At 62.9% G+C, this 13182-nt stretch carries 10 protein-coding genes; 2 read left to right on the forward strand and 8 right to left on the reverse strand.

Annotated features, from left to right (window positions below; genetic code table 11):
• Window positions 1-92 precede the first annotated feature (92 nt).
• On the reverse strand, window positions 93-746 hold the full coding sequence (mocA, locus tag ACB033_RS08525) for a molybdenum cofactor cytidylyltransferase (RefSeq protein ID WP_139725564.1): 654 nt from the start codon (window positions 744-746) through the stop codon (window positions 93-95).
• On the opposite strand from mocA, the gene yqeC reads away from it, so the two are divergent.
• Together yqeC and yqeB are read left to right on the forward strand one after the other, a co-directional pair.
• Window positions 727-1575, forward strand: a complete 849-nt coding sequence (gene yqeC / locus ACB033_RS08530; RefSeq protein ID WP_139725565.1) for a selenium cofactor biosynthesis protein YqeC — start codon at window positions 727-729, stop codon at window positions 1573-1575. The two genes, mocA and yqeC, sit on opposite strands and share 20 nt — an antisense overlap.
• Before the next feature lie 19 nt (window positions 1576-1594).
• Entirely contained in the window at window positions 1595-3187 is a 1593-nt protein-coding gene (yqeB, locus tag ACB033_RS08535) for a selenium-dependent molybdenum cofactor biosynthesis protein YqeB (RefSeq protein ID WP_139725566.1), read from the forward strand.
• A 72-nt stretch (window positions 3188-3259) separates the two neighbouring features.
• Here yqeB and ACB033_RS08540 read toward each other — a convergent pair whose 3' ends face one another.
• The 7 genes from ACB033_RS08540 to ACB033_RS08570 form a co-directional block, all read right to left on the reverse strand.
• Window positions 3260-4183 carry a DMT family transporter gene (locus ACB033_RS08540; protein ID WP_026459022.1) on the reverse strand — a complete coding sequence of 308 codons (924 nt, stop codon included), beginning with the start codon at window positions 4181-4183 and terminating at the stop codon, window positions 3260-3262.
• A 181-nt stretch (window positions 4184-4364) separates the two neighbouring features.
• Window positions 4365-5297, reverse strand: a complete 933-nt coding sequence (gene arcC / locus ACB033_RS08545) for a carbamate kinase (protein WP_139725567.1) — start codon at window positions 5295-5297, stop codon at window positions 4365-4367.
• Window positions 5298-5392: 95 nt separating this feature from the next.
• Window positions 5393-6817, reverse strand: a complete 1425-nt coding sequence (gene hydA / locus ACB033_RS08550; RefSeq protein ID WP_139725568.1) for a dihydropyrimidinase — start codon at window positions 6815-6817, stop codon at window positions 5393-5395.
• A 99-nt stretch (window positions 6818-6916) separates the two neighbouring features.
• Window positions 6917-8134, reverse strand: a complete 1218-nt coding sequence (locus ACB033_RS08555; protein WP_139725569.1) for a YgeY family selenium metabolism-linked hydrolase — start codon at window positions 8132-8134, stop codon at window positions 6917-6919.
• 118 nt (window positions 8135-8252) lie between these two features.
• Window positions 8253-9452 carry a diaminopropionate ammonia-lyase gene (gene dpaL, locus ACB033_RS08560; RefSeq protein ID WP_060389303.1) on the reverse strand — a complete coding sequence of 400 codons (1200 nt, stop codon included), beginning with the start codon at window positions 9450-9452 and terminating at the stop codon, window positions 8253-8255.
• A gap of 123 nt (window positions 9453-9575) precedes the next feature.
• Complete coding sequence (gene ygeW, locus ACB033_RS08565; RefSeq protein ID WP_139725570.1) at window positions 9576-10763, reverse strand: knotted carbamoyltransferase YgeW; 1188 nt, start codon at window positions 10761-10763, stop codon at window positions 9576-9578.
• 428 nt (window positions 10764-11191) lie between these two features.
• Entirely contained in the window at window positions 11192-13126 is a 1935-nt protein-coding gene (locus ACB033_RS08570; RefSeq protein WP_139725571.1) for a sigma 54-interacting transcriptional regulator, read from the reverse strand.
• Between the last annotated feature and the right edge of the window lie 56 nt (window positions 13127-13182).

Here is a 13182-nt window from a genome sequence, read left to right on the forward strand (position 1 = left end):
TGATAACGGTCGCTGTCGGCCCCTGATAACGGGTTAGACAAGGGGATAAATATGCAAAGCAAGGCCGGGCAAACCTCTGCCAGCCGACCACTTCAGCGCTCGAATGCTTCGCTTGCCAGCAGCGCCTGATAGCGCTCCGGGGTGTCCACATCCTGCAGGATGGCGGCGCTCTGTACCTCGATGAATCGGTGGGGATGTGCCAGCAGCCAGCGGCGCATCGACCCCTGCACCGGCGCTGCTGCCAGCACCCTGGCAAGGGCGGCGGGCAACAGCACGGGGTGGCCCGCCTCCCCCTGATAGAAGGGAAAGAGGGTCTCGTCCCCCCGCGCCTGCCAGAGCGTGCGGTACACCTCGGGGGGGATGCAAGGCAGATCGCCGTGGCTTATGAAGAGGTGATCGCTGCTACAGGCGGCGAGCCCCGCGCGGATGGAGCTGCCGAGCCCCTGTGCATAATCATGGTTGTGTACCAGCCGGATACGGGGGTGATTGGCGTAGCGGCTGATCAGCTCATCGGCGCGGTGCCCCACCACCAGAATGACCCGGTCACACAGCACCAGGGCATTTTTGAGACTCTCATCAAGAATCGTGCTCTGGCGATACGGTAGCATCAATTTCCACGCGCCCATTCGCGATGAGAGCCCGGCTGCCGTAATTAGGCAGTCACACCGCTCGCGCGAATGCCAGTGCTTCTCACTGACCGCGCCTCTATTTTCATCGGTCGTCGCCATGGCTATTTCATCACCCATTTTGCTCACCTCGCCAAATATCGAGAGTGTATTAAACCCGTTCACCGAAAATATTGATGGACGTACCACTTTAATTAGTCTTTGCGGCGCCGGGGGGAAAACCAGCACCCTCTTCTGGCTGGCCGACTATTTCCATCAACAGGGCAAGAAGGTGCTGCTCACCACCAGCACCCGGATGTTTCTGCCCGCCCCCTCCCCTCGGCGCACCCTGCTGATCGAGGCCGACCCCATCCGGCAGCTGACCCGCTGTCAGGCGCTGCCCGATGAACCGATGCAGCTGGTGCTGTTCAGCCACCTCGATCGGGCCAGCGGCAAGGCGGTGGGGCCGAGCCCTCAGCAGATCGATCTGCTCAAGGGGCAGCAACGCTTCGACATCATCCTGGTGGAGGCGGACGGCGCCCATCACAAGTTATTGAAAGCGCCCGCTTTGCACGAACCTTGCATTCCTCGGCACAGTGATTGGGTGATCGCCCTGGTAGGCGGCGCCATGGTGGGTGCCAGCGCCGACCCGGCGCAGATCCACCGCTGGGCCGAGTTCCAGGCCCTGTGCGGGATTGCAGCCGGTGAACGGCTCGACTGGGCCCTGTTTGACCGGCTCATCGCCCACCCCGAGGGGGCGTTCAAAGGCACCCCGCCCGGGGCGCGCCGAGTCTGGTTTATCAATGGCGATTATCAAAATGAGCAGCAGTGGCTGCCCGCCCTGATAAACCTGCTGCAGCGCCACCCCGAGCTCCACGCCATCTGGCAGGGGGCCGTGCGTGAACCCGGCGCCATTCACCATGTTTGCTGTCGGCCTGCCTCCGAAGCCGCGCAGTCACTGACCCGTTAAGGATGATACGAGGTACCTTATGAATCTGTTTGCACACGCTGCCCGACTGGAGCAGGAGAACACTCCCTTTGCCATGGCCCAGATCATCGAGAGCCGGGGCTCCACCCCGCGCCATCAGGCCCAGATGCTGGTGATGGCCGATGGCCGGATCCTCGGCACCATCGGCGGCGGCATGATCGAGCGGCTGGTGATCGAGGAAGCCATGGCCGCCATTGCCGAGCGCAAACCGCGCATCTTCCACGGCCGGATGGCCCGCAACGGCGAACATGCGGTGGGCTCGGATTGCGGCGGCGCCATGTCGGTCTATATCGACGTCTACGGCCTGCGCCCCCGCCTGGTATTGATCGGCGCCGGCCACGTCAACCGGGCACTGGCCCATGCCGCCGCGCCGCTCGGCTTTGACATCCATGTAGGGGATTGCTTCGAGGGGAGCCTCAGCCCAGATCGCTTCCCGGCTGGCACCCATCTGCAGCAGGCCGACACCATCAGCGCGGTGATCGAGCAGCTTGCCATCGAGCCCGCCAACTTCGTCATCATCGCCACCAACCACCAGGACAAGGAGGCGCTGGATCGACTCATCAGCCGTCCCCTCGCCTACCTGGGGCTGCTCGCCAGCAAGCGCAAGGTGCAGACCTTCACCCAGGCCCTGCGCCAGCAAGGGGTGAGTCAGGCCCAACTGCAGCGGCTGCACGCCCCTATCGGCTACAACATAGGTGCCGAGACCCCCGAGGAGATCGCCATCAGCATCCTCGCCGAGCTGCTGCAGGTTAAAAACGGTAAAGCGGGTGGCCTGATGCAGGATGATGTGCGCCTCAAGCGGGATCAGCTGGTGGTGATGCGCGGCTCCGGCGATATCGCCACCGGGGTGGCGCTGCGTCTCTACCATGCAGGCTTCAAGGTGGTGATGCTGGATCTCGACAAACCAACGGTGATCCGCCGCACTGTCGCCTTTGCCCAGGGGATGTTCGACGGTGAGACCAGTGTCGAGGGGGTGTGCGCCAAGCGGGTCGAAAGCGTCGAGCAGGCGTTCGAGCAGCTGGATCGGGGTGTCATACCGCTACTGGTTGACCCCGACTGCACGACCCTTGCCGAACTCAAGCCCCGCTATCTGGTGGATGCCATCCTCGCCAAGCAGAATCTCGGCACCCACAGGGAGATGGCCCCCATCACGGTGGCCCTCGGCCCGGGTTTTGAGGCGGGGCGCGACTGCGATGCGGTGATCGAGACCAACCGTGGCCACCATCTGGGGCGGGTCATCTACCAGGGCCCTGCCCAGCCCAATACCGGCATTCCCGGGGTGATCGAGGGGCACTCCGCCCGCCGGGTGGTGCGCGCCCCCGTCGCCGGGGTGATGAAGAGCCTGATCAAGCTCGGCGATCTGGTGCAGGAGGGGGACGTGATCGCCCACGTGGGGGACGCCCCCATTATCGCGCCGCTCTCCGGCATGGTGCGGGGGCTGCTCAGCGATGGCATCGAGGTGACCATCGGCTTCAAGATCGGTGATATCGACCCCAGGGGCGAGCGGGCCGATCCCACTACCGTCTCTGACAAGGCGCGGGCGATCGGCGGCGCCGTGCTGGAGGCTATGATGCATCTGGCCCAGCGCAGATAAGAGAGTGTTCTTAAAACCAGAAGGGCCCGCCATGATGGCGGGCCCTTTTCCATTCTCGTTCCTCTAATCAGCTTAGCCCTGCTTGACCCGGGTCTCCCCCGCCACCGACACCACAGAACGCTTGCCCTTGCGGCTGATAACGATAAGCGCCAGTACGATCAGGGCGATACCGCTCCCCTCCACCGGCCCCGGGTTTTCACCGAGCAGCCACCAGGAGAGCAGCACGCCGCTCACCGGCACCGCCAGGGTACTGAGCCCGGCGATCCCCGCCGGCAGCTTTTTCAGCACGAACAGCCAGAGGCTCCAGGCCAGCGCGGTGGCGAAGATGGCGCTGTAGGCAAGCGCACCAAACACATAGGGCTGCCAGTCGATGGGGCGCTCCGGCACCAGCGCCGCCACCAGTGCCATCACCAGGGTGGCGTAGATCATCTGCCAGGTGGTGAGGGACATCAGATCCACCGCGGGGTGGCGGGCATACATCCGCTTGGCAATGATGGCGCTGATCCCCCAGCAGATGCCGGAGGCAATGCCCAGCAGCGCGCTCTTCATGGAATCCAGGTGCAACTGCCAGGGCTCGATCACCAGCAGCAGGCCGCAGGCGGCTACCCCGACCGCCAGATAGTGGAGCTTGCGCATCCGCTCACCTAAAAAGAGCGCCGCGAAGATCACCACCCAGAACGGCATGGTGTAACTCAGAATGGCCACCTTGCCCGCCCCGCCGCTGATGAGTGCCCACTGGGCCAGCCCCACCATGCCGCAGGTCTGGAACAGGGCGATGGCGAGGGTATAGCGAAACGGGGTGGGCCTGAGATAACGGCGGCCGCGCAGGCACTGCACCAGCAGCAACACCAGGGATCCGCACAGGCAGCGCAGAGCGGTGAACTCGAACGCCCCCGCGTAGAGCATCACCTGCTTCATCACGATCCAGCTGTAACTCCAGATGGCGGTGAGCAGGACCAATCCCCCCAGCGCCGCCATGTTCAACTTGCTATTCATTGTGCTGCCTTGTTGCTGCGGCCGGTACGTCCGCCATTCGGGGCGCCATCTTACTCCTCTGCCGCCCCCCTGCCCACTGCGGATAAGAGCTGGCCGGCCCATGCTTCCCTCAGCCAATCCCTGACGCCGGCCAACAGAAAGGGGGCCTTGGGCCCCCTGTTTGCAACCATCAAAGACGAGGCTACAGGCTTATCAGGGTGCCGGTCTTGCCGGCAATGCCGTCGGCGGCCTTCTCCAGCAGGGTGATCAGGGATCTGCGCCCCACCATGGAGGTGGCGAACGAGAGCGCCGCCTCCACCTTGGGCAGCATGGATCCCTTGGCAAACTGCCCCTGTGCAATAAAGCTGTTGGCATCTGCCACGCTCAGGGTATCGAGCCACTGCACATCGGGCTTGCCGAAGTTGATGGCGACCTTCTCTACCGCGGTAAGGATGATCAGCATGTCGGCGTCGATAAGCTCCGCCAGCCTGGCACTGGCCCAATCCTTGTCGATCACCGCGCTGGCACCGCGCAGGTGATTGCCCTCGCGCAGCACCGGAATACCGCCGCCCCCGACGGTGATCACCACCTGACCGGCAGCCAGTATGGCAGAGACGGTCTCTTTCTCGATGATATCGACGGGTTTGGGGGATGCCACTACCCGGCGATAGCCACGGCCGGCATCCTCTTTGAGCCGCTCGCCCTTGGCCATCAGCGCCTCGGCCTCCTCCTTGCTGAAGAAGCCGCCGATGGGCTTGCTTGGGTCGAGGAAGGCGGGATCGTTTTTATCCACCTCCACCTGGGTCACCAGAGTAGCAACCGGCTTGTGGATGCCGCGTTCCAGCAGGGCCTCGCGCAGGGCGTTTTGCAGGTCATAGCCGATGTAGCCCTGACTCAGGGCCACGCAGACCGACATCGGCAGATGGGGGGATTTTGGCTCGTGGCGTGCCGCCACCTCGAACGCCTGCTGGATCATCCCCACCTGCGGCCCGTTGCCGTGGGTGACCACCACCTCGTGCCCTTGGGCGATCAGGTCGGCAATGGTGCCTGCCGTGCTCTGCACCGCCTTCATCTGCTCGGGCAGGTTGTTGCCCAGCGCATTGCCACCAAGGGCCAGTACGATTCTCTGTTTCATCTTGTTATCTCCAGTGATGGGACAAGCCGGCGCAATACCGGCCCACCTTTCGTTGTTCACATAACCTTGTTGATTTGCGTATTTCGAACGGATTGTCAGCCTGCCACTGTGGGGCAAGGCGAGTGCAGCTCCGGCGCCAACGCCGGGTCAAAGGGCGCTCTGGCCAGAAAACGGCCGTGACCACGCCGCCCCAGAAACCCGCCATCGCGAGCGACTATCTCGCCACGGCTCAGGGTCATCCTGATCCGGCCGGGGCAGCACATCCCCTCGTAGGGGCTGTAGTCGCCGTTGTCATGCAGCAGTGGGTGAGAAATCAGGGTGTCACCGCGGGGATCCATCAGCACCAGATCAGCGTCAGACCCCGGTTGCAGGTTGCCCTTGCGCGGCCAGAGGCCAAACAGGCGCGCCGGGTTGGCGCTGGTGAGGGCCACGAAGCGGGACGGCGAGATGCGCCCGCCCAATACCCCGTGGGCAAAGAGCAGCAGCATCCGGTTTTCGACCCCGGGCAAGCCGTTGGGGCAGCGGCTGAAATCGCCCCCCGAGAGGGTCATGCGCTGGACGTGGGAGAAGTTGCAGTGATCGGTCGCGACGGTGTCGATATCGCCAGCTGCGATGCCGACCCACAGCTTGTCCTGCTCGCGGCGTGAGCGCAGCGGCGGGCTCAGCAGATAGTCGACCCCGTTCTCCTTGTAATAACACTGCTCATCGAGCAGCAGATATTGCGGGCAGGTCTCCACCCAGACAGGCTGCCCCTGACGACGCGCCAGTTTCAGATACTCCAGTCCCAAGCCATTGGAGAGGTGGACGATATAGAGCGGCGCATTGCCAGCGAGCCCCGCCAGATTGATCATCCGGGCCACCGCCTCGGCTTCGCACTCCAGCGGGCGACTCTGTGGGTGATACCAGGGTTCATGGTGACCCGCGGCCAGCAGGGCCACACGGCGCGCCGCGATGGCGGCGTCGTTCTCGGGGTGGACGGTGGCGAGCGCCCCCACCTCCTTGAGGCGGGCCAGCGCACGCAGCACGTCGTGATCACCCAGCTTGTACTGGTAGGTGAGATAGAGCTTGAAGCTGCTGATCCCCTCCTCCTGCACCATGGCGGCCATCTCGTGGAGGATGGCGTCATCCACATGCTGGACAACGCCGTGAAAGCTGTAGTCGACCACGGCCTGATCGGCGGCATAGTCGTGATAGCGGGCCAGCTGGTGATGCAGATTGCACCCTGCCGGGCCAAATCCCATGTGATCGACGATGGTGGTGGTGCCACCACAGGCGGCGGCACGGGTACCGCTGAAAAAATCATCGCAACTGCGGGCAATCCCCACATCGATGTTGAAGTGGGTATGGACGTCGATGCCGCCCGGCATCACGTAGCAGCCGCTGGCATCGATCAGCTCGGTCTCGCCATCGGGCTCGATAGCGGCGGCGCGCGCAAGGATCACCCCGTTCTCGATCAGCAGATCCTGACGATATTCACCCTGCGCATCGACCAGCACGCCGTTCTTGATCAGCCGTTTCATCCACTCCCCCTCAGCTCCTGTTGCCCTTCACGCAGCAAGCCCCGCCTGAGCGGGGCTGATCATGGTGGACAGGGATGCCAGCCTCCCTGCCCTGCGCTCTTACTTGTCCAGCTCGGCCAGATAGAGCATGGGGATCACGGCGTACATGGCGGCGCACTTGACCAGATGCTCCTTCCAGGTTTTCTCGTTCGGCGCGTGGGCTTCCGGCTCTTTGCCCGGGCCAAAGCCGATGACCGGAATGCCGTGGCGACCCATGATGGAGACCCCGTTGGTCGAGAAGGTCCACTTGTCCACCACCGGCGCCTTGTTGAACAGCTGGGTGTACGCCTTGGAGAGGGTTTTGACCGTGATGTGATCTTCTTCCACCTTCCAGGTCGGGAAGTAGCACTCGGTCGGGTAGACCAGGCCGGTGTAGGCCGGACGGTCGTACTGGTACATGGAGACCTCGGCACCGGCGGCTTGCACTGCAGGCAGGGCGCGGATCTCGTCGAGCGCCCCTTGCCAGGTCTCGCCCCAGGTGAGACGACGATCGATGGAGACGGCGCAGCTGTCCGCCACCGCGCAGCGGCTTGGCGAAGTGAAAAAGATCTCGGAGACGGTCAGGGTGCCCTTGCCGAGGAAGTCGTCATTGCCGAGGTTGTGGCTGAGCTCCTGCAATTCACCGAGGATCGGGCCCATCTTGAAGATGGCGTTGTCACCGCGCTCCGGCGCGGAGCCGTGGCAGCTCACCCCCTGCACCTCCACGCGGATCTCCATGCGGCCACGCTGGCCACGGTAGATCTGGCAGTCGGTCGGCTCGGTACTGACCACGAATTCGGGGCGGATCTTGTTCTGCTCGATGATGTACTGCCAGCACAGACCGTCGCAGTCCTCCTCCTGCACGGTGCCGGTCACCAGCAGGGTGTACTCGTCTTCCAGTCCCAGATCCTTGATGATCTTGCCGGCGTAGACCATGGAGGCCATACCCCCTTCCTGATCGGAGGCGCCGCGACCACCGATGATCTCGTGATCCTCCATCCCCTCATAGGGGTCGAAGGTCCAGTTGGCCATGTTGCCTACGCCCACGGTATCGATGTGGGCATCCATGGCGATCAGGTGCGGGCCGTGGCCGATATAGCCCAGCACGTTGCCCATGGGGTCGATCTCCACCTTGTCGAAGCCGACCTTCTCCATCTCCTGCTTGATGCGCAGCACCACCCGCTCTTCATCGCAGCTCTCGCTCGGGATGGCGATCATGTCGCGTAGGAACTGAGTCATATCGGCCTTGTACTGGTAGGCCTTCTCCAACACCATTTCAAACGGAATTTGCTTGCTCATTGTGTCTCTCCATAACCAACCTGGGGGTACGGGAGTACGCCTCCCGCCCGCTACTCGTCATGGCACCCGCCGGGCACCATCCTGTTTCAATTCGTGCCTCTTTCATTTGCAGGCGGGATTACCCGCAGGCAGGGTGCTTGCCTTCCCACACCACTTCCCGGTAATGGGCCACGTCGGTGTCCCCTTCGGTGTTGATCACCAGCACCACCGACTGCTCATCGAGCCCCAGCCGGGCCATCAGCGCCGCGCGATCCGGGTGGTGGCGCACCGCCGCCAGCACGCCGGTGCCGACCGAGCCGGATTCGCCGGAGATGATGCGGGGATCATCGCCAAGGGGGTTGCCGAGCACTCGCATGCCGAGCGCCGAGACCTTGTCGTGACAGGAGATGAACTGGGTAGTGCAGCCGCGCAACACCGGCCAGCCGAGGGGATTGGGTTCACCGCAGGCGAGACCGGCCATGATGGTGCGCATGTCGCCCCCCACGTTGACCATCTCCCCCGCCACGCCGGAGCGGTAGATGCAGTCGGCCTGATCCGGCTCGACGACTATGCTGTGCAGGTTCTTCGCCCCGAAGCAGTCCACCAGATAGCCGAGCACGCCGCCCGCCAGCGCCCCGACCCCGGCCTGCAGCAGCACGTGGGTGGGCTGTTTGATGCCCATGGCCTGCATCTGCTCGACCGCTTCGTCGGCCAGGGTGGCGTAGCCCTGCATGATCCAGGTCGGGATCTTGGTGTACCCCTCCCAGGCGGTGTCCTGCACTATGTACCAGCCGCGCTCCTCGGCCATCTTCATGGTCAGGCGCACGGTGTCGTCGTAGTTCATGTCGGTGACGATGCACTCGGCCCCCAGCGCCAGAATGTGGTCCACCCGCTCCTGGGCCGAGCCCTTGGGCATGTAGACCACCGCATGCTGGCCCACCTGCTTGGCGGCCCAGGCGACGCCACGACCGTGGTTGCCGTCGGTGGTAGTGGCGAAGGTCATCGGCTCCTTGATGGTGCGCTTGATGAGATCGAAGGTGAAATCTTCCACCGCCACCCCGTATTTTTCACAGAGCAGGTTGGCGATGGCGTAGACGCCCCCCAGCATCTTGAAGGCGTTGAGGCCAAAGCGTTTGGACTCATCCTTCACCAGGATGTTCTTCACCCCGATATAGGCGGCGAGCGCTTTCAGATCGCACAGGGGGGTGGGCTCATAACCGGCCAGTTTTTTATGAAAGGCGCGGGCCTTTTGCGCCTCGATACGGGAAAACAGGGGCAGCGACTCACCGGTAAAGAAACGGTTATCGGCAATCTCCATCTTCAGGGAAAATTGGGACATGAATACCTCGCAAAGAGTCATCTCGCCGGGGATCATCGAGTGAAAAGCGCCCCGGGGAGAGAACCCATGACAATCATTGCGTGATGACGACGGCCGGGCATTATTTCCCGCCCGGCCAGGCCATTATTTGACGCGTTTTTGCGCCTCTTTTATCAAGCCTTCGAGGGCGGCGCCCGGTGCCGAGAATTTACGGGCGACAATCATGGCGGCGATAATATAGGGCTTCCAGCTCGCCTCTTTATAAGTGGCGATGCGGTATTTCTCGAATACCCCTTCACTCACTTCCCCTTCCTTGCAGGAGACGCCGGAAATATCCGCCGGCAGGCAGTGCATATAGAGCGCCTCGCCCCCCTTGGTGAGGGCCATCATCTCTTCGGTGCAGTGCCAATCCTTGTGCTTGGCGTTTTGCGCCAGACAATGCTGCTCCAGCGCCTTGAGGCCCGCGTGATCGTTGGCCCGCAGCAGCTCGGTGCGCTGCTCCATCACCTGGTAGGGCGCCCAGGACTTGGGATAGACGATGTCGGCATCCTTGAACGCCTCTTCCATGGAGGTGACCTGACGGAAGCTGCCGCCGGATGCCTTGGCATTCTCCTTGGCCACTTCGATCACGTCCGGGATCAGGTCATACCCCTCTGGATGGGCCAGGGTCACATCCATGCCAAAGCGGGTCATCAGGCCGATGATGCCCTGCGGCACGGAAAGCGGCTTGCCGTAGCTCGGCGAGTAGGCCCAGGTCATGGCAATCTTCTTGCCCTTGAGGTTTTCCAGGCTGCCGAAGTGCTCCTGCAACCAGGCAAGATCAGCCATGGACTGGGTCGGGTGATCAATGTCGCACTGAAGGTTGACCAGCGCCGGGCGCTGGGGCAGCACTCCCTTCTCGAACCCTTCGTCGAGCGCAGCGCCCACTTCACGCATGTAGGCGTTGCCGGCCCCCAGGTACATGTCGTCGCGAATGCCGATGGCGTCGGCGCAGAAGGAGATCATGTTGGCGGTTTCACGGACGGTCTCGCCGTGGGCTATCTGGGACTTGCCCTCGTCCAGATCCTGCTGGGTCAGGCCGAGCAGGTTGAGGGCGGAGGCGTAGGAGAAACGGGTACGGGTGGAGTTGTCGCGAAACACCGAGATGCCAAGACCGGTATTGAACAGCTTGGTGGCGATGTTTTCGGCGCGCAGTCCCTTGAGGGCCTCGGCCAGTTTGAGCACCAGCGCCAGCTCCTGAGGGGTCTGCTCCCAGGTCAGCAGGAAATCTTTTTCATGCAGGTTGGACTTGAGTTCATTGATCTCTTTGATTAACTGGTTCACTGCTTTCATCGTTAGCCCCAATCTGTTGATGAGAAATGCATTGCTCCCCTTCCACTCACAGGTCACCGAAACAAGGGCCATTGGGTGAGTTCATCGGTCAGCGTCAAATAAGGGCAATCAATAAGCGTGCCAACGCATAAATAAGCGGGAAATAACCAGAAAAGGCGTCTTGAATGTGAGCCGGCGCACAGCCTGAGGCTATATGGCGCCCCGCCAAGGCAGGTGAGCCGACTTATTTTCAAGCGGATGGCTGAGTGCCACTGAAATAGCGCGAGAATAGTGCGAGAAGAAACGAAGCCGGCCCTGATAATTATCAGTCCGGCTATCACCACAGCCTGCCAATTGATAGAAAGCGGGGCCACATTCTCATAATGATAACGCCGCGATTGTCGGTCGCGGCGCGGTGAAGCGGAGCCGTCAGGCGACCCGCTGCGGGATCAGGCCTGCACGGCTATCTCGTACTTCTTTATCTTGCGATAGAGGGTGGCGATGCCGATCCCGAGTGCCTGGGCGGCCAGCTTCTTGTTGCCAAGGCGCAGCAGGGTCTCCTCTATCATCTGCTTTTCCATGTTCTCCAGCCCGTTTTCACCAAGTGGCAGCGCCAACCCGCGCTCGACCTGACCGGCGGCCGGATCTGGCAGGCTTGCCTCTGGCGATGACCAGGGCGCCCCCGTAGCCGATGCCGGGTTGCCAGCGGCAGGGCTGAGCGCAGGATCGGCCAGCACGCCATGGGGATAAGGGTCGGGCGAGAGCGGTATGGGCGCGATTTGCACCGTGCTGCGTGGCGGCTCGTCCGCCCCACTGCGCTGGTTGCGCAGGATATTGGGGGGCAACAGGATGCTCTCGATCACCTCCCCCGCCTGCACCACGTTCACCAGGTACTCGATGAGGTTGCTGAGCTCGCGCACGTTGCCGGGCCAGCGGTAGCCCTCGAGCAGCGCCATCACCTCCGGGCTCAGTCCCGGATACAGCAGACCGATGCGGCTGGTGTGCAGGTTGAGGAAGTAGTGGGTCAGCAGCGCCACGTCCCCCTCCCGCTCACGCAGGGGCGGCAGGTGGATGGGAATGACGTTGAGGCGATAGAAGAGATCCTCGCGAAACTTGCCCTCGGCGATGTACTGCTCCAGATGCTGATGGGTCGCGGCTATGATACGGATGTCCACCGGCACCGGCCGGCTGGCGCCGATGGGGGTCACCTCCCGCAGCTCCAGCACCCGCAGCAGCTTGGCCTGCATAGTGAGCGGCATGTCCCCTATCTCGTCGAGAAACAGGGTGCCCTGCTGGGCAGCCTGGATCAGCCCCTGCTTGCCGGTGCTGGAGGCGCCGGTGAAGGCCCCCTTCACGTAGCCGAACAGCTCGCTCTCGAGCAGCTGCTCGGGGATGGCGGCGCAGTTGATGGCGATGAAAGGCTTGTCGCGGCGCGGGCTGAGCCGGTGGATGGCGCGGGCCACCACCTCCTTGCCGGTGCCGCTCTCGCCGCACACCAGCACGCTGGAGGGGCTCAGGGCGATGCGATGGAGCAGCTTTTTCAGGGCCCGCATCGGCTTGCTCTCTCCGATCAGCATGCTGACTCCCTCGTCGGGTTCCAGCGGCTGACTCGGCGTACCGTGGGACTGGTGAAACGCCATCAGAAACAGCTGCTGGCCTTGTACGTGGTGCAGCTGGCCGATGATCAGCTCCTGACGATCCCCCAGGGTGACGATATGCTGCAGGTGACCGGTCAACCCCTGCTGGGCAAAGGTGAGCGGCCGCAGCCCTATCTCGCAGCCCAGCAGCGCCTCCTGCTGGCAGTTGAGCTGCTTGAGCGCCACCTCGTTGGCGTAAAGCAGCTGGCTCTTCTCATCGAGCAGCAGGCAGCCCTGATCCATGTGGTTCATCAGGCTCAGGAAGACCTTGTTGACCCCGTCCGACAGGCCGCGCGAGTCGAGCAGCTTGGCCACGAAGATGCTGGAGATGTGCTGCACATAATCGCACACCTCCTGCAGGTTGTTGTTGAGGCGGGCCTGCTGCTCCGGATTGAAGGCCACCAGGCTGATCACCCCGATGCAGTTCTCCTCCACCATGATGGGCACCCCGAGAAAGGCCCGCTCCCGGCAGCTCTCCTTGCAGCTGCACCCCTCGCAGACCGGATCATCGCTGGTGTGGGTGACGATCTTCTCGCGCTGATGCTCGATGACGTAGCGCAACAGGCGGGAGTCCCCCTCCAGCTGGCGACCGAAGAACTTGCCGTAAGGGCCGGTTCCCGCCACCCGCACCATGTTGGCGTCCACGATTTCCACTTCCAGTTGCAGCACGCTGGCCAGCATCTTGGCAAAGCGCAAAATGGTGGGCTGGATCTGCATCAACAAACATTGGTTACTGACGGACATCATGTTGTAAATCCCCTGGCTCCCACCCCGGGTGGGATTCATGCTGGCCAGATACTATG

Origin of the sequence: Aeromonas sp. S15(2024) (assembly GCF_041402265.1) — a bacterium.
In the GTDB taxonomy this organism is placed as follows: Bacteria; Pseudomonadota; Gammaproteobacteria; order Enterobacterales; family Aeromonadaceae; genus Aeromonas; species Aeromonas dhakensis.